The sequence below is a fragment of the Brevibacillus sp. SKDU10 genome (assembly GCF_001645205.1).
Lineage (GTDB): Bacteria > Bacillota > Bacilli > Brevibacillales > Brevibacillaceae > Brevibacillus_B > Brevibacillus_B halotolerans.
Map to the genome: position 1 here is coordinate 47,576 of NZ_LSSO01000141.1, position 24,218 is coordinate 71,793.

General features: G+C 41.4%; 23 protein-coding genes. 18 read left to right on the forward strand and 5 right to left on the reverse strand.

Annotated features, from left to right (window positions below; genetic code table 11):
- Positions 1–2 precede the first annotated feature (2 nt).
- The 5 genes from AYJ08_RS09290 to AYJ08_RS24900 all read left to right on the forward strand — a co-directional run bounded on the left by AYJ08_RS09290 (position 3) and on the right by AYJ08_RS24900 (position 5,756).
- A complete protein-coding gene (locus AYJ08_RS09290; protein ID WP_064017476.1) occupies positions 3–1,940 on the forward strand; it encodes a DHH family phosphoesterase in 1,938 nt (645 codons plus the stop codon).
- 15 nt (positions 1,941–1,955) lie between these two features.
- Complete coding sequence (gene rplI / locus AYJ08_RS09295) at positions 1,956–2,399, forward strand: 50S ribosomal protein L9 (protein ID WP_003334013.1); 444 nt, start codon at positions 1,956–1,958, stop codon at positions 2,397–2,399.
- Between the two features lie 28 nt (positions 2,400–2,427).
- Positions 2,428–3,774 carry a replicative DNA helicase gene (dnaB, locus tag AYJ08_RS09300; RefSeq protein ID WP_003334014.1) on the forward strand — a complete coding sequence of 449 codons (1,347 nt, stop codon included), beginning with the start codon at positions 2,428–2,430 and terminating at the stop codon, positions 3,772–3,774.
- 307 nt (positions 3,775–4,081) lie between these two features.
- Positions 4,082–5,368 (forward strand): adenylosuccinate synthase, encoded by a 1,287-nt coding sequence (locus tag AYJ08_RS09305; protein ID WP_064017477.1) that lies wholly within the window; start codon positions 4,082–4,084, stop codon positions 5,366–5,368.
- 61 nt (positions 5,369–5,429) lie between these two features.
- Positions 5,430–5,756: a hypothetical protein gene (locus AYJ08_RS24900; RefSeq protein ID WP_369799675.1), complete on the forward strand. Its 327-nt coding sequence runs from the start codon at positions 5,430–5,432 to the stop codon at positions 5,754–5,756.
- Positions 5,757–5,953: 197 nt separating this feature from the next.
- Here the strand turns inward: AYJ08_RS24900 and AYJ08_RS09315 are convergent, their stop codons facing one another.
- Positions 5,954–6,325: a hypothetical protein gene (locus tag AYJ08_RS09315; RefSeq protein ID WP_064017478.1), complete on the reverse strand. Its 372-nt coding sequence runs from the start codon at positions 6,323–6,325 to the stop codon at positions 5,954–5,956.
- A gap of 369 nt (positions 6,326–6,694) precedes the next feature.
- Here AYJ08_RS09315 and AYJ08_RS09320 point away from each other — a divergent pair, with 369 nt between their 5' ends.
- From AYJ08_RS09320 to AYJ08_RS09345, 6 genes are all read left to right on the forward strand, one after another.
- Positions 6,695–8,188 carry a peptidoglycan DD-metalloendopeptidase family protein gene (locus AYJ08_RS09320; RefSeq protein ID WP_082890904.1) on the forward strand — a complete coding sequence of 498 codons (1,494 nt, stop codon included), beginning with the start codon at positions 6,695–6,697 and terminating at the stop codon, positions 8,186–8,188.
- Positions 8,189–8,355: 167 nt separating this feature from the next.
- Positions 8,356–9,066 (forward strand): response regulator YycF, encoded by a 711-nt coding sequence (gene yycF / locus AYJ08_RS09325; RefSeq protein WP_064017480.1) that lies wholly within the window; start codon positions 8,356–8,358, stop codon positions 9,064–9,066.
- The gene (walK, locus tag AYJ08_RS09330) at positions 9,059–10,891 is read left to right on the forward strand and encodes a cell wall metabolism sensor histidine kinase WalK (RefSeq protein ID WP_064017481.1); all 1,833 of its coding nucleotides are present in this window, start codon (positions 9,059–9,061) and stop codon (positions 10,889–10,891) included. Before yycF ends, walK begins: the two co-directional genes overlap by 8 nt.
- Complete coding sequence (locus AYJ08_RS09335; protein ID WP_064017482.1) at positions 10,888–12,273, forward strand: YycH family regulatory protein; 1,386 nt, start codon at positions 10,888–10,890, stop codon at positions 12,271–12,273. The genes walK and AYJ08_RS09335 overlap by 4 nt, the downstream gene beginning before the upstream one ends.
- A complete protein-coding gene (locus AYJ08_RS09340) occupies positions 12,260–13,042 on the forward strand; it encodes a two-component system regulatory protein YycI (RefSeq protein ID WP_064017483.1) in 783 nt (260 codons plus the stop codon). The genes AYJ08_RS09335 and AYJ08_RS09340 overlap by 14 nt, the downstream gene beginning before the upstream one ends.
- 18 nt (positions 13,043–13,060) lie before the next feature.
- On the forward strand, positions 13,061–13,849 hold the full coding sequence (locus AYJ08_RS09345; protein ID WP_064017484.1) for an MBL fold metallo-hydrolase: 789 nt from the start codon (positions 13,061–13,063) through the stop codon (positions 13,847–13,849).
- A gap of 23 nt (positions 13,850–13,872) precedes the next feature.
- Here AYJ08_RS09345 and AYJ08_RS09350 read toward each other — a convergent pair whose 3' ends face one another.
- A complete protein-coding gene (locus AYJ08_RS09350; protein ID WP_064017485.1) occupies positions 13,873–14,187 on the reverse strand; it encodes a hypothetical protein in 315 nt (104 codons plus the stop codon).
- A gap of 248 nt (positions 14,188–14,435) precedes the next feature.
- On the opposite strand from AYJ08_RS09350, the gene AYJ08_RS09355 reads away from it, so the two are divergent.
- Entirely contained in the window at positions 14,436–15,710 is a 1,275-nt protein-coding gene (locus AYJ08_RS09355) for a S1C family serine protease (RefSeq protein ID WP_064017486.1), read from the forward strand.
- A 432-nt stretch (positions 15,711–16,142) separates the two neighbouring features.
- Here AYJ08_RS09355 and AYJ08_RS09360 read toward each other — a convergent pair whose 3' ends face one another.
- Complete coding sequence (locus AYJ08_RS09360) at positions 16,143–16,538, reverse strand: RidA family protein (protein WP_064017487.1); 396 nt, start codon at positions 16,536–16,538, stop codon at positions 16,143–16,145.
- A gap of 400 nt (positions 16,539–16,938) precedes the next feature.
- Here AYJ08_RS09360 and AYJ08_RS09365 point away from each other — a divergent pair, with 400 nt between their 5' ends.
- The 4 genes from AYJ08_RS09365 (at position 16,939) to AYJ08_RS09380 (ending at position 20,336) form a co-directional block, all read left to right on the forward strand.
- Positions 16,939–17,358 (forward strand): DUF4288 domain-containing protein, encoded by a 420-nt coding sequence (locus AYJ08_RS09365; protein ID WP_064017488.1) that lies wholly within the window; start codon positions 16,939–16,941, stop codon positions 17,356–17,358.
- A gap of 361 nt (positions 17,359–17,719) precedes the next feature.
- Entirely contained in the window at positions 17,720–17,953 is a 234-nt protein-coding gene (locus tag AYJ08_RS09370; RefSeq protein ID WP_031412648.1) for a CxxH/CxxC protein, read from the forward strand.
- A gap of 5 nt (positions 17,954–17,958) precedes the next feature.
- On the forward strand, positions 17,959–18,438 hold the full coding sequence (rlmH, locus tag AYJ08_RS09375; RefSeq protein ID WP_064017489.1) for a 23S rRNA (pseudouridine(1915)-N(3))-methyltransferase RlmH: 480 nt from the start codon (positions 17,959–17,961) through the stop codon (positions 18,436–18,438).
- A gap of 185 nt (positions 18,439–18,623) precedes the next feature.
- Positions 18,624–20,336 carry an Eco57I restriction-modification methylase domain-containing protein gene (locus tag AYJ08_RS09380; protein WP_064017490.1) on the forward strand — a complete coding sequence of 571 codons (1,713 nt, stop codon included), beginning with the start codon at positions 18,624–18,626 and terminating at the stop codon, positions 20,334–20,336.
- Here AYJ08_RS09380 and AYJ08_RS09385 read toward each other — a convergent pair.
- Positions 20,310–21,335: a hypothetical protein gene (locus AYJ08_RS09385; RefSeq protein ID WP_064017491.1), complete on the reverse strand. Its 1,026-nt coding sequence runs from the start codon at positions 21,333–21,335 to the stop codon at positions 20,310–20,312. The two genes, AYJ08_RS09380 and AYJ08_RS09385, sit on opposite strands and share 27 nt — an antisense overlap.
- Before the next feature lie 515 nt (positions 21,336–21,850).
- Here AYJ08_RS09385 and AYJ08_RS09390 point away from each other — a divergent pair.
- Positions 21,851–22,228: a recombinase family protein gene (locus AYJ08_RS09390; RefSeq protein WP_064017492.1), complete on the forward strand. Its 378-nt coding sequence runs from the start codon at positions 21,851–21,853 to the stop codon at positions 22,226–22,228.
- A gap of 892 nt (positions 22,229–23,120) precedes the next feature.
- On the opposite strand, the gene AYJ08_RS09400 is transcribed toward AYJ08_RS09390, so the two are convergent.
- Positions 23,121–23,636: a hypothetical protein gene (locus tag AYJ08_RS09400; protein ID WP_064017494.1), complete on the reverse strand. Its 516-nt coding sequence runs from the start codon at positions 23,634–23,636 to the stop codon at positions 23,121–23,123.
- A gap of 188 nt (positions 23,637–23,824) precedes the next feature.
- Between AYJ08_RS09400 and AYJ08_RS24430 the strand changes: the two genes are divergently transcribed.
- Positions 23,825–23,944: a DUF1963 domain-containing protein gene (locus tag AYJ08_RS24430; RefSeq protein WP_231929067.1), complete on the forward strand. Its 120-nt coding sequence runs from the start codon at positions 23,825–23,827 to the stop codon at positions 23,942–23,944.
- The last annotated feature ends 274 nt before the right edge of the window (positions 23,945–24,218 follow it).

Below are 24,218 nucleotides of genomic sequence, written 5' to 3' on the forward strand. Positions count from 1 at the left end.
AAATGCCCAAGTTCCTGTTTAAACGTTGGTATGGCTTACATATGGTTTTAGCTTTAAGTTTTAGCTTAGTGCTTGTCGCCATCTTAACGTTATATCACTGGATATATGGCGCGATAGGGATAGTGTGCATTATCGGTCTCATATTAGCCACGCTTCAAATTGAAAAGAGATTTCAGCAAGACTTAAAAATGTATATTGCCACTATTAATCATCGAGTTAAGAAGGCAAGTGAAGGCGTATTGCAGGAAATGCCGATTGGGATACTGCTGTTTAATGAGGATCGAGAAGTGGAGTGGACGAATCCTTATATGCAACAAATGACCAATATGGAGAATTTGATCGGAAAAGAACTAGCTGAAGTATTTCCTGCCCTTGAATGGAAAGCAGAACAGAAAAAGCTTGATTTCACCTTTGGCGAGCGGATTTATGAGGTTTTAATTCGCCCCGAGGAACGTTTGCTGTATTTTACCGATGTAACCGAATATAAAGAGCTAGCTATTCGGTACCAGCAAGAAAAAACCATTGTGGGTATCATTCATCTCGATAACCTTGATGAACTGAGTCAGGTAATGGATGACCAAAGCCGTACATTACTTACGACCAGTGTATCTGGTGTGATACTCGAATGGGCACAGAAGCATGAGATTTTACTTCGTCGCATGAGTTCTGATAAGTTTTTAGCGGTTATGGATCGCGCTACCTTGGATCGGTTAGAAGAAACACGTTTTGATATCTTGGATGTCGTGCGCGAAATGACGGCTGACAACAAGATTCCTATTACGTTATCCATTGGGGTAGGTGCAGCAATGCCAAGCCTAGTGGAAGTGGGCAAAAATGCTCAGTCCAGTCTAGATATTGCTCTTGGACGCGGTGGTGACCAAGCAGCAGTGAAGGTTGGAAATAAATTAACCTTCTATGGTGGCAAGTCGAATGCCGTTGAAAAACGGACGCGTGTTCGTGCGCGGGTTATTGCTCATGCGCTACGTGATTTAATCCACGAAGCTGAGCAAGTTATTGTCATGGGACATAAGAATGCCGATATGGATTCTATCGGTGCTTGTCTTGGTGTGATAAAAACCGTACAAATACACAACAAACCAGGCTTTATTGTGTTGGACGAGGTTAATCCAGCGATTGAACGACTTATGAAGGAAGTGAATCAATCCCCGCTAGCGGAAGCATTCATTTCACCAGATCAAGCCCTACAGATTGTATCTTCAAGAACTTTATTAGTGATTGTAGATACACATCGTCCGTCACTTGTGGTTGAATCCCGTCTGTTGCAAGAAACCAGCCGCATTGTGGTTATTGATCACCATCGCCGTTCTGAGGAATTTATTAATGATCCAGTTCTGTTGTATTTGGAGCCTTACGCTTCCTCTACAGCAGAGCTAGTTACGGAGCTTCTACAGTACCAGACTGATCGTGTTAGCCTAGATAGCGTGACTGCTACGGGGCTATTAGCAGGGATTGTAGTTGATACCAAAAGCTTTGCATTCCGTACAGGTTCACGTACCTTTGAGGCAGCCTCCTTCTTGCGGAGGAACGGTGCCGATACTGCAATGGTGCAGCGTTTCTTGAAAGAGGACATCCAACAGTTTGTCAAACGCGCACGCGTAGTTATGAATACAGAGGTGTATCGTGACAAGATGGCAATCGCTGTGGGTGATCCTAAGGAAACCTACACTCAGGTGCAGGTAGCGCAAGCAGCAGAGGCTCTATTAACACTTGAAGGAGTCCAGGCTTCGTTTGTCATTGCTATGCGAGCTGATGAAGTAGTTTTAATTAGTGCCCGTTCCTTAGGCGATATAAATGTACAGTCCATCATGGAAAAAATGGGTGGAGGCGGTCATTTAAATGGAGCCGCTACTCAGATGAAAGATATTGCCATTCCTGACGCTGTACGATTGTTAAAAGATGTTATAGACACAGAATTGTAAAGGAGGACGTTTCAAATGAAAGTAATCTTTTTGAAGGATGTAAAAGGACAAGGAAAAAAAGGTGAAATCAAGGAATTGTCTGAGGGCTACGTACGCAATTTCTTACTTCCTAGAGGCTTAGTAAAAGAAGCAACAGAGGGAAACGTTAAGAATTTAGAGGCACAAAAAAAGAGCGAAGATAAAAGAAAAGAGCAAGAAAAATTAGAAGCCCAACAATTGGCTGAGAAAATGAATGAAATGACCGTTAAAATAAAAGGGAAAGCCGGTGAGGGCGGACGTCTTTTTGGTGCGATTTCCAGCAAGCAGGTAGTAGAAGCGTTGGAAGAGCAATTTAACGTAAAAGTGGATAAACGCAAATTAGATATGGAGCCTATTCGTTCTTTAGGTGTTACACAAGTAAAAACAAAGCTCCATCATGATGTTGTAGCGATTTTAAAAGTACATGTAGTAGAAGAGTAAAATTTGAACAGAAGTTGAGGGGTGTGAAGTGAGCGATTTATATTTGGACCGAGTGCCGCCGCAAAATATAGAGGCGGAAGAATCGGTGTTGGGTGCGATTTTCTTATCCAAAGAAGCGCTTATTACTGCGATGGAACTCCTTCGCCCAGAAGACTTCTATAAAACTTCTCACCAGCGTATCTTCAATACCATGCTTGCTCTTTATGAAAGAGGAGAGCCAGTTGACCTTGTAACCGTCACAGCAGATTTACAGGATCAAAAGGTCTTGGAAGAAACGGGTGGTGTTGTCTATTTAACATCCCTCGCTAGCTCTGTTCCTACAGCGGCTAATATTGAGTATTATGCCAAGATCGTAGAAGAGAAATCATTACTTCGTCGATTAATTCGTACAGCAACTAAAATTGCTAATGATGGCTACTCACGTGAGGATGAAGTAGGCGAAATCATTGCGGATGCGGAAAAATATATCCTAGAGATCGCACAAAACCGCAATAGCGGAGGGTTTATTCCTATTCGTGATGCTTTGATGGAAACCTATGAGCGCATTGAATTTTTAAGCCAAAGAAAAGGCGATATAACAGGTATTCCATCTGGTTATCCTGATTTAGATAAAATGACGGCAGGTTTTCAACGATCTGACCTGATTATTTTAGCTGCCCGTCCTTCTGTAGGTAAAACAGCGTTTGCTTTGAACGTAGCGCAGAACGTTGCCGCGAGGGCGAATGAAACAGTAGCTATCTTTTCTCTTGAGATGTCAGCGTCTCAGCTCGTACAACGTATGATTTGTGCGGAAGGGAACCTAGATGCTTCCCGTATGCGCTCTGGTGGATTGGAAGAAGACGATTGGCAAAAGCTAACGATGGCCATTGGCACTTTAGCGAAGGCCCCCGTCTATATTGATGATACACCAGGTATTACGGTACAGGATATTCGCGCAAAATGCCGACGTCTTCAAACGGAAAAAGGATTAGGTCTCATTCTAATTGACTACTTACAGTTGATTCAGGGACGAGGAAAAGGTGACAACCGACAGCAGGAAGTATCTGAGATCTCACGTACGTTAAAAGGGATTGCCCGTGAGTTAAATGTACCTATCATTGCTTTGTCACAGTTAAGCCGTTCTGTTGAGCAGCGGCAAGATAAACGTCCAATGATGTCAGATATCCGTGAATCAGGTTCCATTGAGCAGGATGCTGATATTGTTGCCTTCCTGTATCGTGATGACTACTACGATAAGGAAACTGAGGCCAAAAATATTATTGAGATTATCATTGCCAAGCAACGTAATGGTCCTACCGGAACCGTTGAGCTTGTTTTCTTAAAGGAATTTAATAAATTCGTCAGCTTAGATCATCGTTATCGGGATGTAGGCTAACGAAAAAAAGCCATCTTCCATTTCAAGAAGATGGCTTTTTTGTGTTATGACCGGCAGAAAATACGTATTTCTTATTTTTACTAGGTACAACAAGAGCTTATTTTCGCCTGTTTTTCTTTTTTTGACATATACTAAGAAAAATAGGTAAAAGGACAGGGGAGCCTGCATTTTATTGGCATAGAATGAATATGTATTTACGAACATATAGTAATAAGGATTATAAAATGTTCGTGATTTGGTTGACATCTGTTCGTTGCTTTAGTAAAATGAGTTTGTTTTTCTGATTATTAATCAGGAGGTGTGTTCATTGTCAACAGTCGTGGTTGTAGGAACCCAATGGGGCGATGAAGGAAAAGGAAAAATTACAGATTACTTAGCAGAAACAGCAGAGGTAGTAGCACGTTACCAGGGTGGTAACAATGCTGGTCATACAATTATTTTTGATGGGAATAAATATAAGCTCCATTTGATTCCATCCGGGATCTTTTATAAGGATAAAATCTGCGTAATTGGAAACGGCATGGTTATTGATCCTAAGGCATTGGTAGCAGAGTTAGAATATCTGCATGGCCATGGATTCACTACGAATAATTTAAAAATTAGCGATCGTGCTCATGTTATTCTGCCATACCATATTAAGCTGGATGGAGTAGAAGAAGAGAGCAGAGGCCAAAACAAAATCGGCACTACTCGTAAAGGTATCGGTCCTGCTTACATGGATAAAGCAGCGCGCATTGGTATTCGTATCGCTGATTTGATGGACAAAGAAGAGTTTAAGGAAAAGTTAGCTCGGAACCTAGTTGAGAAAAACCGCGTTCTTGAGAAGCTTTATAACGAAGAAGGCTTTAAACTAGAAGATATCTATGAAGAATATCTGAAGTATGCTGAAATCATTCGTCCATACGTAGCTGATACATCAGTCGTGTTAAATGACGTTATTGATAATGGAAACCGTGTGCTATTTGAAGGTGCCCAAGGGGTACTATTAGATATTGACCAAGGTACTTATCCATATGTAACATCGTCTAACCCGATCGCTGGTGGGGTGACTATCGGTTCTGGTGTAGGACCATCCAAAATTCATCAAGTAATTGGCGTGGCGAAAGCATATACAACACGTGTAGGAGACGGTCCATTCCCTACAGAATTACACGATGCAACAGGAGATCACATCCGTGAGGTCGGCTTTGAATTCGGTACAACAACAGGAAGACCTCGCCGTATCGGCTGGTTTGATGCTGTGGTGGTTCGTCATGCCCGTCGCGTGAGTGGTATCACTGGTTTAGCAATTACGAAGCTAGATACACTATCTGGCATTGACAAACTTCGAATTTGTACGGCTTATAAGTACAAAGGTGAGATTCTGAACGAATTCCCGGCAAGCCTAAAGGTACTGGCTGAATGTGAGCCAGTATATGAAGAGCTTGAGGGTTGGAGTGAAGATATCACGGGCGTACGTGATTTAAATGATCTGCCTGCTACTGCTCGTCACTATATCGAGCGTATCACACAGCTAACAGGAGTACCTATGTCTATCTTCTCCGTTGGGCCTGACCGTGAACAGACAAACGTAGTAAGAGGCATTTACGTATAGGCTCTTGCCAAATGAAACAAGCGGTTCTTATGCTTATAACTAGCATAGGAGCCGCTTTTTTATGAACGGAAATAATGATTTTCTACCTCTTCGCAAAAAAGTTGTTTTGGGACAGTCACCAGTACCCACCATCTGGGCATATCGTATCGTATACCAAATGAAAACGGGGTGCTTGATAATGGGATTCGATCAAAAAGCAATGACATTGGTTGGCAAAGATGTGGAAGTTAAAATGTTCAATGGTGCAATCATCAGCGGGACCATGACTCATGTAAGCAAGGGATATGTTTGCTTCGTACTTGGCAAAAGAGAGAATGATACAAACAAAAAGAAAGAAATTCGCAGATTATCCATACGTGACATTACCTCAATGGTAGCTATTAAATAGGTTATGCAGAATTCATGTACATTGGAATAGCAGGGGATATTGATTAAAAAAGCACGATAAGTCATGTAATACGTTTGATTTGACTGCACCACAAAAAAACAGGGGTGACAGGAAAAGGACTGTTTTCTACGTCTATATGACTACATGTAGACGTTTCAAAACAGTCTCTTTTCCTTTTCCTAAGAGGTCCAGATAGGTTAAATCAGCCCGCCATGGGATTGAATAATCTGATTGGCTTTACTACTAATGGCATCATCCACTAGGCAGGTTAGCAGCAGGTTTGGCATATTAGCCTCAGCACCTCGATCAGCCATGCCGCTAGCAGAAGGGTCAGAAGCTGCTAGCACACTAGCATCACGACCAGAAGGAAAGTCTCCGCTTAACGTCATACTTCCCAAATTGGGTATTTCCCCAGTAATGGGATTCATTATGCGGTCTACACCTGTTCCCGGATAGCTACTTACCTCATCAATCTGAACTGTGGAGCATCCTAGCTGCCGTAATTCGTTTGCTGCCTGTTGAGCGCTCTGAAGGGATGAAAATCCTGCTAAAATACTAATTTCTTTCATAGAAATTTCCTCCAGTCGTTTGGAAGTATGTAACGAACTGACTTATTTTTTGATTAGTGACGACCGCTCTTGCTTTTACATGTTGTGGGTATTATTTCCTATGAGAATCATCATTCATATACAGGTAAATAGTACCTTGTTATTCTTTTACAATCTTGTGACTTTATTATTACTCGACACATTACTATTTATTCGACCGGATTTTACACTTGATGTCGATTGCTGTGATGTGATACAGTTTAATAAGTTGGCTTAATTAGGAAATTTGACAGGTATAATTTAACTCCAGACACAATGTGCTGGAACATTTTGTTTTTTCAACTTTTGCGCGAGTAATGTTGATGTTGGAAAGGCTTATAGGAGGTATTAATGATGCGACCGGCCGAATGGAAAGACTGGTTGGTTCAGCGTGTCAAGCCATTGCTTGATACATGTAATCAAAGTTCCAGACGAATTGCAGACCGTGCTTGGGCATATATCCTTAGCCATAAGAAACAATCTGTTACTGTAGCTGTGACACTTGTAATGGGTGCTACTAGCGTAACCTATGCGAATTATTACTACACTTCTAATATGACTCCCCTTTATCATGTCATGCTAAATGGTAAAGAGATGGGTGTGGTGGACAACCCTGAAGTAGTGAGGCAATGGACGGAAGAACGCTTAAAGGAACAGGAACAGAAACATCATGCCCCGCTTACGCTAAGTGATAATATCACCTTTGCAGAAGAAAAGGTGTTTAAAGGGCAGGTAAACAATCAAGAAACACTTCAAACACTTGAAAAGGAAGCAAATCTTCAGGTTGAAGCCATCAAGGTCATGGTTGGGGACAAACTTGTGGGATATGCGGCTAATCAAGAACAAGCGGATAAAGTTTTAGCTGATATCAAGGAACGATTCAGTGGCGTTCCGACGAATAAAACGAAGAAACCAGAAGTTATGGCGGCTTCTCTATCGACTGACAAACAGATTAAGTCAGTTTCATTCAAGGAAAAGATCTCTCTGGATACAGAAACTGTACCGGCCGATAAGATTATGCCGGCTAACAAGCTAGAGGAAGTATTGGTTAAAGGTACGGCACAAGAGGCAATACATTCTGTTAAGCCTGGTGATACAGTTAGCGGAATTGCTAAACAATATGGAATTACCCAAAAAGAGATATTTAAAAACAATCCTGGTGTTACTGAGAATACGTTGCTTCAATTGGATCAAAAATTAAATGTTACAGAGATTCGCCCTTATGTGACGGTTAAAGTGGTGGAAAACGCGACTAAGGACGAAAATATTTTTTATCAAATTGAAACAAAATCGAATGCCAAAATGCCTAAAGGTGAAACGAAAGTAGTTCGCGAGGGTAAGAATGGTTTAAAACGTGTTCAGTACGAATATGTAAAAGAAAATGGTCAGCTTGTAGCAACAAAGATGATCAATGAAGATATGATTCAACAACCTGTTTCAAAAATTATTGAAAAAGGTACGAAGGTCATTGCAGACCGTGGTACCGGTCGTATTGCTTGGCCAGCTAGGGGCTATATCAGCAGTGGGTTTGGAACTCGCTGGGGACGTATGCATAAAGGTATTGATATTGCGGGATCAGGTACGGTGAAAGCAGCAGATAACGGTCGCGTTGTCCAAGCTGGCTGGAATGGAGACTATGGTATTTCCGTAACGATTAATCATGGAAATGGCACGCAAACCCTTTATGGACATTTGCGCAGTGCAAAGGTAAAAGTTGGACAAGTTGTCAGCAAAGGTGGAGCCATTGGTATTATGGGATCTACAGGTGACTCTACAGGTGTCCATCTTCATTTTGAAGTGCACAAAAACGGGCGTTTGGTAAACCCGCTTTCTGTGTTACGCTAACTATAGACAATTCAACAGACCAATTCTGACTAGATGTCAGGGTGGTCTGTTTTCTTTTTCTCTGCTAGTTATGTGAGGCTCTGTAGATTGCTTGAAAGGGAATTATTCGTTAAAGTGGAATGGATAGAGTACACGAATAGATTGAGTAGTCGAAAGGAGTGAATCCATTGGCGAAACTCCTCGTAGTGGATGATGAAAAACCAATTGCTGATATATTAAAATTTGCTTTAGAAAAAGAGGGCTATCAAGTGGTGTGCGCATACGATGGTGAGGAAGCTCTTCGGTTGGTACATCAAGAAAAGCCTGATTTGATTTTATTAGATATTATGTTGCCTGGCCGAGATGGGATGGATGTGTGTCGAATTGTCCGGCAGGAGTACGAGATGCCGATCATCATGCTTACGGCTAAGGATTCGGAATTGGATAAGGTATTAGGCTTAGAATTAGGAGCCGATGATTATGTGACGAAACCATTTGGTACACGTGAGCTATTAGCCCGTGTCAAAGCCCATTTACGCAGGCAAAAACCAAAGCAAGGGGAGAAGAACAAGCATTTTTTCCGCATTGGGGATTTAGAGATAGACTTGCATTCTTATACCGTAAAGAAACAAGGTGAGACTGTCGAATTAACCCATCGGGAATTTGAATTGCTTGTTTATTTGGCAAAGCATCAAGGACAGGTTATGGTACGAGAGCATTTGCTACAGGCGGTATGGGGCTATGATTATTTCGGTGATGTGCGAACAGTCGATGTCACCATTAGACGCCTTAGAGAAAAGATTGAGGATGACCCGAGTCAGCCTACTTATATCATTACGCGGCGTGGACTAGGCTATATCATGAAACAGCCTTCCGCGGGGGGATCACTTCATGGGTAAGCTGAAGCTGTTCAAAACAGTTCAGTGGAAGGTAGTCGTCATCTATATGCTGTTACTGCTAATGGCCATGCAGGTCATTGGGGCCTATTTTACTCGTGAAGTAGAAAAGTACTATACCAACAACTTTTCAGAAGGCTTAAATGGACAGGCTACCTTATTGTCTACTCTATTAGAGAAATATTTTAGTCAGCCACGCAGTCCTGATGACCATAACGGACAGGATGTCAAAACCGATATAGATAATTTGATTCGTAACATGTCCTTTAAGGAGGCGCATGTACAGGTAGTCGATGCGAACGGAACGGTGATTAGTACCTCTGAGGATAATCCGGCGATCATCGGGCAACGTACTGCCCAGAAAGAGATTACGATCGCGCTTCTTGGAACGCGCAATGAATCAATGCGTATTGATCCTGTTACGGAAGGGCGAGTAAAAGTGCTAGCCGTCCCCATCAAAAAGGGGAATGTGGTATACGGAGCCGTGTACATGGTTGCCTCGATTGAGAGCCTGTATACGACCATTCGTCAAACCACTAATATTTTTGCTACAGGAACGTTTATCGCTTTAGTAGTAACGGCAGTGCTGGGATATTTATTAGCCCAAACCATCACCAAGCCAGTCAAAGAAATGACTCGTCAGGCCAAGGCCGTAGCTAACGGGGATTTTAACCGATCGGTGCACATATACAGCGATGATGAGATTGGTCAGCTTGGCAGTACCTTCAACTATATGACAGCCCGCTTAAAAGAGGCGGTTTTACTAGAGGAGGAGGAGCGGGAAAAACTATCGCAAATCTTAGCAAATATGAGCGATGGTGTTATGGCGACTGACCGGGATGGCACGATCATTTTAATGAATCGATCAGCAGAAGAAATGCTTGAGGTAAAGGAAGCAGATGTGTTAGAACAAAAACGCAGTATCTATGATGTGCTGCGGCTGCCACCAGAGGAAGAAATGCCTTTGTTTCAGGAGGTGGAGCCTCTGCTCCTAGAGATGATGGTATCCAATCGTGAAGTGATTATGCTGCGAGTCTTAATTACCCCACTCCAGCAGGATAGTGGCAAAAAGGGTGGAATTATTGCCGTGTTGCAGGATGTTACAGAGCAGGAACGTACAGAGCAACAGCGCCGTAATTTTGTGGCTAATGTATCACACGAACTGCGTACTCCGCTGACTACCATTAAAAGCTATACAGAAGCACTCATGGATGGAGCAGTAGAAGTGCCAGAGCTATCAAATCAATTCTTACGTGTCACGATGAATGAGACCGATCGGATGATTCGACTGGTCAATGATTTATTGCAGCTTACACGATTTGATGCGCAGGGGGTTCAATTAAATCGAAAGCGAATAAGCATGACGGAGCTTTTACAATACGCAACCCAGCGTTTTACGATGCAGTGTGAACAAAATGGGATCAAGCTCACACTATCCCATACAGAAGGTCTGGTTGATGTCTATATGGACGATGATGCAATTACTCAGGTTCTGGATAATCTGTTGTCTAACGCGATCAAATATACACCAGAGGGCGGGGAAGTAACGGTAGAGGCACGGGCCGATAATGAACAACAACGCGCATATATTTCTGTAAAAGATACAGGAATCGGGATTCCTAAGCGGGATTTACGGTTTATTTTTGAACGATTTTATCGCGTAGATAAAGCAAGGTCTCGCAGTCAGGGAGGCACAGGTCTAGGACTAGCCATCGCGAAGGACTTGGTAGAAGCTCATGGTGGAGAGATACAAATCTCGAGTGAGTGGAATGAAGGGACCATCGTCACATTCTGGATTCCGTTAGCTAAAGGAGGAGAGGAAGCTTGAGCAGAGAGCGGATGGAGAATATAAAGTCTGTCGTGCTTGTGGTATTGGTACTGCTCAGTCTGATTTTGACTTCCCTTCTTCTCAATAATCAGCCTCAGCTAGAATTTATATCACCTGCCACATTCGTCCCTGCCGACAAACAGGGGGCATCGAAGCAAGCTAAGGATTTTGTGGTCCCTGATGCCATTCTTTTTCATTATGGCGAAGATCGTCATACCAAAGCAAACTCCAGTGATGATGTGTATCGAATCCTGATGGGACAGGTGCAGAATTGGTACTTTAATGAATTTAGCTATTACCCTATGACGGAAGACAAGTGGGATAGCTTGACTCGTAAAAAGCTGGGATTAGAGCTGCAATATAACTCGCTCATCCCCATTTCCGTTATGGAGCAGGTACTGACATTGCGTGACGTTGATCAGCGTTTAACAGGAATAGACAGAGTCTGGCTGTATTATGAGGAAGCGGATGATACGGTGTATGCTCTATTTTTGTCAACGAAGGATCAACAGAGCTTTCGAGCCAAGACAGCCGTAAGCCCGAAAGATTTACGCAATTCTTATCTGTTGTTTGGTAAGAATTTACCGGAGCAGATTCTAAAAACGTATAAGGACCCGCAAAGATCACCGTATATTGTACAAAATAAGCAATCCTTCTGGAGCGTTTATTATCTACCAAAAAAGCCGAGTGTCATGAGCATGTATAATTACAACTATCTGCCAATCTCACGCAAGCAACTACTGGAGAGCTATTTTCTTGATCCGGGCTTGGTTAGACAGATTGTAGAGAGAGATGGCACGAATATTTATACGGATGGTACTCGATCTGTTCAGGTGCGTAATGGGCAACATTTAATGACTCTCACCACACCTGTTTGGCAAGCTGGCGATACGCAAATGACTGCCTATGAACAGCTTCAAGAGAGCGTTTCTTTTATAAATCAGCACATGGGATGGATTGATGAATTTCGCTTGCGGTCAATGGACCAACGCACAGAGGGCAGCGCCCAAATCGTTTTTCGTCAATATCTAGGCGCTTTTCCGATAATCAGCCAGGACTCTAAATTAATCGATAATATCCAACTTAATATGGATAAAGGACAGGTTCAATCCATGAGAAGATCGTTGATTGATTTGGATACGTTTTTTGGCTATAAGGAAGTGAATGTTGCTTCTGGTGCTGATCTGATTACCTATTTACAAGAGAATAAAATTGATACGGAAAAAATCAGTAACATCTATTTGGCCTATCAATTGGTAGAACAAAAGGGCTACATGCAATTAATCCCAGCCTGGGTGGTGCAGTTGGAAGGCGTGTATAATAAAATCATTGATGTTCGCAGTGCCGTGCCAAAAGGAGGGAAAGTGAGTGGACTGGAGTAGGACGAAAACCATTCTGATTCTTGCCTTCCTGACGCTTAATTTGTTTCTTGGTTATCAGGTGTACCTATCAAAATTGCAGCATGGCGTAGAGTCAGAATCTGCCCAAAGCACGCAATGGGAGATTGAAAACTATCTATCAGAGCAAAATATCACGATTAAGATGGATATTCCACAGGAAACACCTCTATTAAACTATTTGTATGTGGAGTATGTGACCTCGGCTACCTTTGAACAGGAGGAGCTGGCAGACCAGCAGGTAGTGGTAGACAATACTGTGCTAGAGTCACGCCTTGAAAAGCCAATCCCCATACGAGATTTTAAAAGCCCGAAGGATGTCTTGCATCAACTATACAACACGATTAAATTCGCAGATCAGTATAAAGAGGATGTCAACTGGAGTTTATCTGCACCAATTTATTGGCAGACGCATGATGGACTGCCGATGTTCGTCGCACCACTAGAGCTACACATTGCTGATGGATTTATCAGAGGGTATAAGCAGACTTATTTACTGGTGAAAAATCAGGGGTCAGGTCGGAAAATCATTACGGCTTACACAGCCCTGCGCTCTCTAATTGAAAAAGAAGTGATTAAGAGCGGAGAAAGCATTGATAGCATCTCACTCGGCTATTATGGGTTTAAATATGACGCTGAGATACAGGTATTAGCGCCTGTGTGGCGTTTTCAGCATGGCAATAAGGTTGAATATATGAATGGATTTACTGGGACGATGGAGCGACCACTAGATAAAAAGGGAATGGTCGAATAGAGGAATGAGGGATATCTGTTGCAATTTAGTGTTTTAGCCAGTGGAAGTACAGGGAATTCGATCTATGTAGGAACAGAGCGTACTTCTTTATTGATCGACGTCGGTCTTACGGGGAAACAAGCGGAGGCGTGTTTAGAAGAGGTTGGCGTAAAGCCAAGTGATTTACAGGCAATTCTAGTAACACACGAGCATTCCGACCATATCAAAGGTGTGGGTGTCATGGCGAGGCGCTATGGCATCCCGATTTATACTACACAAAAAACCTGGGGTGAGCTGGACAAGCTTATAGGAACGATCCCTGAGGGACAGAAGCAACTCTTTGAGGTGGGCCAAACGATGGAATTCGGTGATATTACGGTTGAATCATTTGGAATCTCCCACGATGCTGTCGAGCCAATGGGCTTTTGTATGCATGCCGATAATAAAAAGCTGAGTATCGCTACTGACTTAGGCTATGTAAGTGACCGAATCAAGGAAGTTATTCGTGGAGCAGATGCCTACATTTTTGAAGCAAATCACGATGTAGATATGCTACGCATGTCGCAATATCCTTGGAGCATTAAGCGCAGAATTTTAAGCGATGTTGGCCATCTTTCCAATGAAATGGCAGGCGAAGCTTTGACAGATATTCTTGGCGGGCGATCAGAGCGTGTATTCCTGGCGCATTTAAGCAAAGAAAACAATATGATGGACCTGGCAAAGCTTACGGTGAAAAATATCTTGGAAGAAAAGGGCCTGCATGTCGGAAATGACGTGCACTTGCGGGAAACCTATCCGCATCGTCCGACGAGGATGGAAGTGCTGTAGAAACATTGCTAGCCTTCCTGGATTTATTGTGGCTTGGTCGGCACATAGCTCCCGTTAGGAGCTTTTGGGGCGGCTTGAAAATTAACGGCTGTATGGTCGTGGCTTTTTTGCATGGTCTCCAATCCTTTTGGACAGGGTTTTTCCATGATCTGTGCATTCATGTGACTGTCTAATTGCTGGACTTTAGCAGTTACCTCTTCATGATTAAGAAGTCCTTTTTCGGTCAATAACTCAATAATGGCATGAAGCACCAACGTATTATGGTAATCTACATTTCGCAAATCGCTAAGCTTGGCCAAAATGTCTAGCTGGTCTAAGGGAGAAAAGGGCTGTTTCATGTGAAGCACGTCCTTTCTTTTTATCAGTTTAGTACGGGTAGGGAAGCCTTGTATATGTATTCATAACACCATTCTTGACGCTTCCTGTTCATCTTATGCGAATGGACGAGTTTCATTCCACAACCTTTCCATATTTCTAACGTTAATTTGCCTCAATGCCTGCGTATACTGTTACTACAGCAAGAATATGTAAGCTCTTTATTACAAAAATATCTTTTATTCCTGCTAGAACGAAAGGAGTAATTGTTATGGGTTATTACGATAATGATTTTTATGAAATGGAGCCAAAGAAAAAAGCCAGCCGTTCCGGCATGGGCAAATATATCGTGACCTCTGTCACATCAGCCGTCATTGGAGGTTTGGTCGTACTTATGCTTACGCCAGCCATCTCCAAGACAGGCTATCTGAATCTACCTTTTAAAAATGGAGCAGATGCTAATCAAGCATCCGTGACAGCATCGACGATCTCAACGAAAACCAACCAGCCTGTAAGTGTGAACGTGGAAACAGCAATCACCAGCGCAGTGGAAAAAACAGAGGATGCTGTGGTCGGAATTACGAATATCAAACGGGTAGCTAACCTCTGGACCAGACAAACAGGTAACGTTGCGGCCGGTGTAGGCTCTGGTGTCATTTTCGAAAAGAAGGATGGTAAAGCGCATATCATCACGAACAATCACGTTGTACAAGGTGCGCAAAGCATTGAAGTCAGTCTAGCAAGCGGAGACAAAGTGACCGCTAAAGTCCTTGGAGCTGACGCATACAACGATTTGGCCGTGTTGGAAATAGATGGATCGAAGGTAACAAAAGTTGCCGAGCTAGGTGATTCCAGCACGTTAAAAGTAGGGGAACCAACCATTGCGATCGGTAACCCGTTAGGTCTGGATTTTTCTCGTACCGTTACACAAGGGATTATCAGTTCGAAAAGCCGCTCCATGCCGACAGACGTAAATGATGACGGCGTTGTAGATTGGGAGCTGGACGTTATCCAAACAGACGCGGCCATTAACCCAGGAAACAGCGGCGGGGCTCTGGTCAACATCTATGGCCAGGTAATCGGGATTAATACCTTGAAAATCTCTCGTGAGGGCGTAGAAGGTCTTGGATTTGCGATCCCTATTAACGATGTGAAAAACATTATTCCGCGCCTCATGCAGGATGGCTATCTAAAACGTGCCTACCTTGGCGTAACACCGCGCGACTTAACAGACGTACCAAAATATGCGTGGAAGGAAGTATTAAATTTACCAAACGAAGTGAAAACAGGTGTAGTTGCTATGGAAGTAGGAAGCTTCTCTCCAGCCTCTAAGGGTGGCTTGAAACAGTACGATGTCATCACCCAGTTAGACGATACTCCAATTAATAGCAGTGCACAGCTATTGAAATACTTCACCCTGAATAAAAAAGCAGGTGAAACCGTATCGATCACTCTGTATCGAGATGGATTTAAGAAAGAGGTTAAAGTAACACTCGGCGAAAAACCACAGCAGGGTCAGGAACAGCTACAACCGCAATTTCCGTAATTGATAGGGTAACGAGGGGGACCGCCAGCAAATCAAGTGTTGCTGGCGGTCTCCTTCGTCATCAAGCTAGTGAAAAGGAAAAGCTGAGAATGAGAAAACCTGTTCATTTTTACTTGCCAGCATAAATTTTAGGCATGTGCAAAAAAGCTCCATCGGGTAATTTCTCGCTCATTCCAATGCAAGCATCGGTGATGATAAAGTACTCCTCGGGCTTGGTATTTTTTTAATACACGGGCGTATTAGATTTTATACGAGAGAGATAGTATGTTTTTTCTCCAATTGAGTTTTTGAGGAGGGAATGTAGGCAACAGAGCAAAGACCATCCTTCATTTTCAGATTTTACACTGAATAAGGATGGTCATTTTTTTATCTTTTTATATCATGTTCTTAACTTGATGGCTTTGGAGACAGCCTGTTTTAGAGTTACTAAAATCAACCTGCTGCCCAAACATCTAATTCAATTTTTAATTCCGGTAACCCTAATCCTTTAATGTATGCAATCGTCATTGAAGGAGGTGTGGTACCGAATACTTTATTCCAAACCTCATCGAAATGCTCCCAATCAATTTCTTCTGTGGCCCAAATATTAACCTTAATGACATGATCGGGAGTCAATTTTTGAGAAGAAAGGATTTCAACGATATTATTCATTGTGTTTGTTACTTGTTGATTAAAATCCGTGGGTATATTATTGTTCTGATCTATACCAACTTGGCCGGAAAATACATACATTTCAGCATTTCTACTTATTTTTGTTACATGACTATAGTTCCCGACAGGTTTCGCTATATTTTCTGGGTTATATCTTTTAATTACATGATTATTCATTGTAAAAGTCTCCTTTTAAATAGAAAACATATAACTTATGGATATGTCATATATTTTCACTGTTTTTTCATCTTTCTTGATTTTAGACAGACTTATCCCGTCATTAATCAATTCTAGAAAAAAACAGCGGTAGAATACCCAATACCAAAAGATAAATATTTAATCGATCTCTTTTTCATCGGGTATTTCCTCCTTACCTTTAAAAGTGAGATAATTACATTAATATTCTAACATTAACGCAAGACAAATGAAATGATGATCTGATTCCAAACAAAAAACGGTTACATCTATTAACAGGTGATCAATTCGAAAAGTAATAATGGGCTTACGTAAACCCACTCTAGGATTAGCTTTTCATTAACATACCTAAAAGTTGTAGTTGATGAGAGGAGAGATTTGTATGGAAAATGCTTTATCGAATGAATGTAGAATGAAATGGTATTCAGTAAAGATTCTATTTGAATCTATCCATTCAGGCGCTCCGCTTCCCGATAAAATAAATGCCGACTATTACGTAAGCAAGGACAATAAACTTTTGGAGGAAAGCATCATAATAGTGAAATCTACAGATACAAAACAGGCTTGCAAATTAGCAGAAGAGTATGCAAAAAAGGCTGAACATGAATATCTAAATTACTACGGTGAACAAGTTAAGGATCAATTTGTATGTACACTCCATGCATTTGAGCTTAACAATTCAGAGATAACAACCGGGGTAGAGGTTTACTCAAGATTTATACACGCAACAAGCAAAGAAACTACCAATGACATTATTAAAAGATACTATCCCGAGGCTTTAGATGAAGAGGAAGAACAATAATTAGAATGATCATAGATATAAAAGACGGAGAAGATTTGAGCTAGACAGAAAGCTGGTTACATCCTTAACTTGATGGAAACCGGCTCTTTTTGTGTCTAGCTGTCAGTAAGGCAGTGAATTTGTGTTTGACTAGCAGTTGTTCAAATTGAAAATAATAGATTAAAAAAGAGTCAAATTTTATCTTGTTTTTGGGAGGGCTCATGAAGAGCTGTCTTTTTTATGCCCATTCACCTTTGATTCATTACTCATCTGGGGTAGACTAGGAGAGTGAGAAAATCAAGCAATTTGAGCATGAATCTAAAGTCGATCTCTTAGCCGAGTAGGAGAGACGACTTACTATAAAGCGGGGGTATATCACATCATGGCTAAAACAATCGTGATTCAAGGAAAAGAAACACCACTTCATGAGGAGCATCCAATCCGTGTGAGCTGTATGGAGCATATTGAAACGGAGCTGGACGATTACGTGAATTATCACGATGTGGCACCAGATACGTTTTCCATAGATGAAGTAGAATTAGGAGAAATCCCAGCCACCTGCATGGAATGTAATCAACCAGGCAAAATTGTGCTATTGCATGTGAAGGGAATGTAGGAGAAGTGCAGATTACAATTATTACGGTCGGGAAGCTAAAAGAGAAGTATCTAAAGGAAGGCATCGCCGAGTATGTCAAGCGCCTGTCGGCCTATTGCAAGCTAAATGCCGTCGAGGTAAACGATGAGAAAGCCCCGGAAGAGCTAAGTGCTACGGAAATGGAGCAGGTCAAGCGCAAGGAAGGCGAGCGGATATTAGCGCATATCAAGCAGGACCATTACGTGATCGCGCTGGCTATCGAAGGGCAGATGTGGTCGTCTGAGAAGCTATCTAGCGAAATGGACAAGCTAGCGCTGCACGGACGAAGTCAGGTGGCGTTTGTAATTGGTGGATCGCTGGGTCTGGCAGATGAGGTGTTGAAGCTAGCGGATGCGAAGCTGTCGTTTTCTAAGATGACATTCCCCCATCAATTGATGCGATTGGTGCTGGTGGAGCAGATTTATCGGGCGTTTCGGATTAGTCGGGGGGAACCTTATCATAAGTAGTAGTAAAGCGGAAGTTTGAACTTATTTACCACTGTACACAAGAGGAGAGGTAATGATACAGTCCTTAAAATACCAAATAATCTTGCATAAGTTACTAAGAATTGAAATGATATAATATAAAATAAAGCTCATAACTAATATGTTAGAGGAACTTCTTTAGTTACATTAGAAAGCGAGTGAATTGATTGGCAAGAGAACTAAGCCGCTATTCTGAAGTTGTCGATAGAAAAGCTGATGGTGCAACATATACTCCAAAAGCTTTATCCGATTTTGTAGCAGAGCAAATTATTAAAGCTTTTGAACGAATACCAAATAATAAAACATTAAGAATTTTAGATCCAGCGGTTGGGGATGGCGAATTACTAGTTAGTTTACTAAATAAATTAGTCTCTAAACATCCTAAGATACACGTTTATGGTTTTGATACAAATAAAAATGTTCTTGAAATCGCAGGCAAAAGATTAAAAGAGGAATTTCCTGATTTAGCACTTGAATTAAAAAACGGAGACTTTCTGGAATTTGTTAATGAAAATTTTGGGGAAGGTAATTTATTTAACGATTCAGTAGTAGAACCCTTTGATTTGATAATTGCTAACCCCCCTTATGTTCGTACACAGGTCATGGGTTCTGAAAAGTCTCGGGAATTAGCAGTTCAGTTTGGATTATCAGGAAGAGTTGATTTGTACTTTGCCTTCATCTTAGGAATGGGAAAAGCACTTAATCCGACTGGAGTTGCAGGGATAATTGTTTCAAATCGCTTTATGACTACGAAATCCGGTAAACCGATTAGAAAAGCAATTTCTAATCTATTTAACATTTGCCATGTATGGGATATGGGGGATACTAAATTATTTGATGTAGCCGTTTTACCTTGTGTAATGTTATTAAAAGGAAAACTTAATTCAGGCGAGAAAGCATTATTCTCTTCAATATATTCAGTAAATGAATTAACTGCTGAAAATACTGCTATAAACCCAATTGATGCCCTAAACAAGAGTGGAATCGTACAGGTGAATGATGGTAGATGTTTTAACGTCCAACATGGATATCTAGATAATAGCGGAGAGATCGGTGGAGTTTGGAAACTTGTAAATGAGGATTCTGATAACTGGCTAAATACTGTAAAAGAGAATACATGGGCTACTTTCGGTGAAATTGGTAAGATACGAGTTGGAGTAAAAACGACAGCAGATAAGGTCTTTATTCGTTCGGATTGGAATAGTATGGGCGAAAACCAAAAACCAGAATTGTTACAACCACTCATAACTCATCATTGTGCACAGAGATATAAAGCAAAGCAATCTGTTAAAGAAATACTGTATCCTCATGAAGTAGTACAAGGTAAGAGAGTATCTTCCGACTTAACAAAGTATCCTAAGGCTAAATTATATCTTGAAACTCATCGTAATACTCTTGAAGGTAGGAAATATGTTGTTGAAGCTGGTCGGAATTGGTATGAAATCTGGGTCCCCCAAGACCCAGAACTATGGAAGCTACCTAAAATAGTATTTCGAGATATAGCTGAAGAACCCACATTTTGGATAGACTTTTATGGTTCAATAGTCAACGGAGATTGTTATTGGCTAACACCATCTGATCCCACAAATATAGAAGCTTTATGGCTTGCTCTGGCGATTGGAAACTCTAAATTTATAGAGAAGTTTTATGACCACATGTTTAATAATAAGTTATACGCAGGTCGTAGACGGTTCATTACCCAATATGTAGAGAAGTTCCCGCTACCTAATCCAGATATGGAAATATCAAAAGATATTATTAAGGTCACAAAACAAATTTATTCATTGTATCCATCGCCAGAGACCACTGAACTTGAGCGAATGCTAAATAAACTTATTTATACTGCCTTTGGATTATCTTTCGAAGAAGTCTCTAGGTAAGGGTATCTGTAACTTTTTGTTTACTACTTTTCCTTGAAACTGGGGAAAACGTTCAAAAAACTTTTCCCCTGTAACAAGGAATAAATGGGTAATTTGTACATTTCCGTTGTTTATTTGTGCGTTAAACAAAGCATAACGCACATCAGAATTTTTAATTGTTAACTCACCAGGTAGGTTCAAATTATCCGAACTATTTGGACTTACAAGACCCAGATCAATTGTAGGAGAGGTTTGAAGTTTTACTTCTAATAATTGGTGGCGAACATCTGGAAATTGTCCGTGGTCTTTATAATCTGAATATCCAAGATGTTGACATACTAGGCGATGTAATTCTGCCCCTCGATTTCTTTCTTGGTCTGAGCCGATGTCTGGAAAATGTAAACCTACCAATGTTTTTAGCCGATTAAAAATTGTTTCAATAGATAACAATGTATTAGAGTTTGGATAATCGACAGGACTACAATTAGCAAGTTGAAGTGAAGGTGTTTCACGAACATATTTTTTGAGATGATCTGTATCATTAGGCGACACCAATTCAAAAGTATCCGAGCCAGGGATGAGTCTTGCTTGATACTTTTGCGTAAGCGTGCCAGTGGTGTCTAGCTTAGCTAATTCTTCACCAGAAACTACTTTAACTTTAGAAATTACATCATCAGTTACTCTAATTAGCACGTAACGACGTGAAGGGCTTACTTCTTCATTCCATATCTGAAGGTTATTTGATTTCTGTACATAGGTATCAAACCCTTGTCCAATAAAACGAGGTTGTGTTTTTTTAAAGGACTTGGGGATAGGGTATCCAAGAACTTCACATACTTTTTCCTTTACTACTCTCGAACGTGTTCTTATAGGTAAAGAGTCTAACGAGAGTCCCCTTAATCCCTCGTTTAGTATTTGTTCTAGCTCCTCATTTGTGAACCATAGGTCTGGATGACCTATTTTCACAGGGTCGTAAATTGTTAATCCACTATTTGAAATATTCTCAAAAACGTTCTTCATGCTCTTTTGTCCTCTTTTGATAGTTCCATGTGATAGTGTATCACCGATTTCAGTAAATGGGTAAAATTTCATAGTATTAAAGCCTATGAAATTTAATTAGGAGAGACCCAGCATAAATGTAAAAATGATTAAGTTACATTGGTGTTAGTTGATTTTGCTAACCTCCAAAACCTTCAAGCAATCTAAAAGCCTAGATTGGCGAGATTAAGATGTTAAACGTCCAGAAATAGGGAAGGAAAATTTACCCAGTTCAAAAAACTCGTATCCACTTATTTTGTGGAAAAGCTGGTAATCTAAACTTTAAAAGTAGCGTGTGAGCGATTTAAAACTCCAACCGCTCATGTGATTAAACTACCTAACCTTTTAAAACTGTCGAACGATTCGTCCTATATTCCTGAGCAATACGAGTAAGAGTACGGGGTGAACGTGATGGCGGATAAGCTCAGTGAGCTGTTGAAGTGGGAAAAGCGTCCGATCTTGGACGGGATGCTAGACGAGGGGATTAGCCCGAATAAGTGTGTGGAATTGCTGATTTATCTAAACTACTGAACGATGAGTTGAAACCGAAAGGCTGTCGATTGTTAGTAAGCGATAACAACTTAGACAGTTCGGAACTGACTGGGACGATGTTTATTAATTTAATGGGTACCTTCGCTCAGCATGAACGAAGTGTGATAATCGACCGTGTGAAGTCTGGAATGACGAAAAGAGCTGAGTTGGGACTCTGGAACGGAGGAATTGTACTTGGTTATGATAATGTGAATAAAGAGCTTGTGATTAACGAGAGCGAAGCGATGATTGTGAGGAGAATATTCAACCTCAGAGCGGAAGGTAAAGGATATAAGGCAATCACTAACACGTTAAAGGAAAAGAGGCATGTCGCTCGAATCTAATTGTAAAGGAACACATCGAGAGTAAGGTCATCCAAAAAATCAGGGAGATAATACTAGACGAGGTTATCGTTGAAAAAGTGCTGGAACGAATTGAGAAGCAGAACATTCAAGAGCTTTCCGCTATAAGGAATAGCCTGTAAGTAATTTCAGGTAGTCTCAATAAAAAGAATGCTCAGTTAGAGAAACTTAGCAGGGATTACTTAAACGAGAAAATTAGTCCGGAGACGTATGAAGACTTATCCGAACGTTTAAGATGCAAGATTAAAGCTTTGAATGAGAAAAAGAGCGCTGTTGAACGAGAGTCGGATACGAAAGCTGACTGTGTAGTAATTACGAAAGAAGCTATAATAGAGGCACTTAGGAACTTCAGCGCCCTGTACGATACAGCGACTAATGAGCAGAAGAAACAACTTATCAGGGCTATAATTAAAAAGATTGAAATGGAGCCAAACCGGGAGGACATTAAAATAATCACCTTCTGGTTTGACTTTGATGACGCTTTACTACTTAGTAAAACTCGGGGAACCTTAGCATAAGTAAAGGCAACGGATTTGAAGGCTATCCTAAGGTAGTTATCTACTGATGGATAGTCTTTTATTATGAAATTTTGAAAAGTTCTTATTGAAATGCAATTTTAGTTTGAACTATTTAGAGATCAAACACACACTTTTAATATAACAAACTCTAAATTAATATTTCAGAACACATGGATATGTACGAGCTGCTGCATGGCGATTACCGGCTGGAGCAAGACGAGTCGAAGCTCCAGAAAACCGCAGAGGGGATGCGCTGGAAAGAGCTTGCCGCAGGACTGAAGGAGAGATTTGAGTAGGCACCGCCTCTAAGCGTTTTCTCCCCTTCAGACTCCACAACTATTATTTTTCATAAAAATCTAGCGGCGTTTGTCCTCAAAAATTCGTGCCTGATCCAGTGCCACCCATTGATTCATTTCATCATAACCATTTACAATGGCCACCATCTTATGTCCGGGATACATCCATTCTGGAGGGGTTGCTTTTCTTAAAGATGTGGTATCAGCCAATCCTGTCGCCTGTACTTCTACCAGGTTAACCAACGTGCCTTGTGGATAAAAAGCCTCAATTTCACCCTCTACCTTGGTGCCGATGGGGAGACTCCGCTTTATTTGATTCCATTCATCCATTGTGGATTGTAGGAAGCGAGACCATAGTTCTTCGAATCTGGCTTTGGGAATTTTCTCATAGTAAGTATCATCGGGATCAAGGGGGTGCTCGGCCAACATGTAATGAAATTGCTCATGCTTCCGATGGGAAGTAATCCAACTTCCGTCTTCTTGAATAATGATTTGCCTGTAGGCGATACCTTTCTGATCGGTTTCAAAATACCAGCTCCCCATCCCTGGTTCTGGACAAGCGCTGAGGTATATCATACATATCCACCTTTCTTTTTAAGCTGGGACTATTAAAATATCGGGAGTGGGGGGAATAACTAAGGGTTACATCGACGCCAGCCACGCGACACTGCCGCCCGCGATCGTTACTATTACACCGGCTGAAACTCCCCATATATGCTTTTTACCTAATCCAAGATCCCCAATTAAACAAGGCAGTAGCCAACTTGGATCAGGAGGTCGGGTTTTGCTGGTGGGATGCCGGAGAACTGCAATTTTATATTCGGAAAGAAGATCTGCTGGCGGGGAACTTTGCACACACCTATTGTTCCCTGTATTCTAGTTAGACGTCAAATGGACTTTCATACATCCAAAGAATATCGCAATAATCAGTATCGCATACCGAGGAAGAGACAGAACGGCTGGATAGGCTTGATAAGAGATTCTGGGAAGACCAGGATCGCATTGCGGAACTTGCACATCGATATTACATGCAGCAGTTGCAAATACCTGCTCCATCATAAGGTGACATAGTGAAGAATATCAAGAAGACTCTGAGATCATTTCGACAGCCTGAACGATATTGATCGCTTTTGCCAGTATTGGAAAAGCTCTGCGAAA

Bases quoted from the DNA above. Each gene is read 5' to 3' on its own strand.
- AYJ08_RS24900 (WP_369799675.1), top strand. From the start codon at position 5,430: ATGAACGGAAATAATGATTTTCTACCTCTTCGCAAAAAAGTTGTTTTG.
- AYJ08_RS09360 (WP_064017487.1), bottom strand. From the start codon at position 16,538: ATGAATAATCATGTAATTAAAAGATATAACCCAGAAAATATAGCGAAA.
- AYJ08_RS09370 (WP_031412648.1), top strand. From the start codon at position 17,720: ATGGCTAAAACAATCGTGATTCAAGGAAAAGAAACACCACTTCATGAG.
- AYJ08_RS09350 (WP_064017485.1), bottom strand. From the start codon at position 14,187: ATGAAACAGCCCTTTTCTCCCTTAGACCAGCTAGACATTTTGGCCAAG.
- AYJ08_RS09315 (WP_064017478.1), bottom strand. From the start codon at position 6,325: ATGAAAGAAATTAGTATTTTAGCAGGATTTTCATCCCTTCAGAGCGCT.
- walK (WP_064017481.1), top strand. From the start codon at position 9,059: ATGGGTAAGCTGAAGCTGTTCAAAACAGTTCAGTGGAAGGTAGTCGTC.
- AYJ08_RS09290 (WP_064017476.1), top strand. From the start codon at position 3: ATGCCCAAGTTCCTGTTTAAACGTTGGTATGGCTTACATATGGTTTTA.
- AYJ08_RS09400 (WP_064017494.1), bottom strand. From the start codon at position 23,636: ATGATATACCTCAGCGCTTGTCCAGAACCAGGGATGGGGAGCTGGTAT.
- AYJ08_RS09365 (WP_064017488.1), top strand. From the start codon at position 16,939: ATGGAAAATGCTTTATCGAATGAATGTAGAATGAAATGGTATTCAGTA.
- AYJ08_RS09385 (WP_064017491.1), bottom strand. From the start codon at position 21,335: ATGAAGAACGTTTTTGAGAATATTTCAAATAGTGGATTAACAATTTAC.
- rplI (WP_003334013.1), top strand. From the start codon at position 1,956: ATGAAAGTAATCTTTTTGAAGGATGTAAAAGGACAAGGAAAAAAAGGT.
- AYJ08_RS09355 (WP_064017486.1), top strand. From the start codon at position 14,436: ATGGGTTATTACGATAATGATTTTTATGAAATGGAGCCAAAGAAAAAA.
- AYJ08_RS09320 (WP_082890904.1), top strand. From the start codon at position 6,695: ATGATGCGACCGGCCGAATGGAAAGACTGGTTGGTTCAGCGTGTCAAG.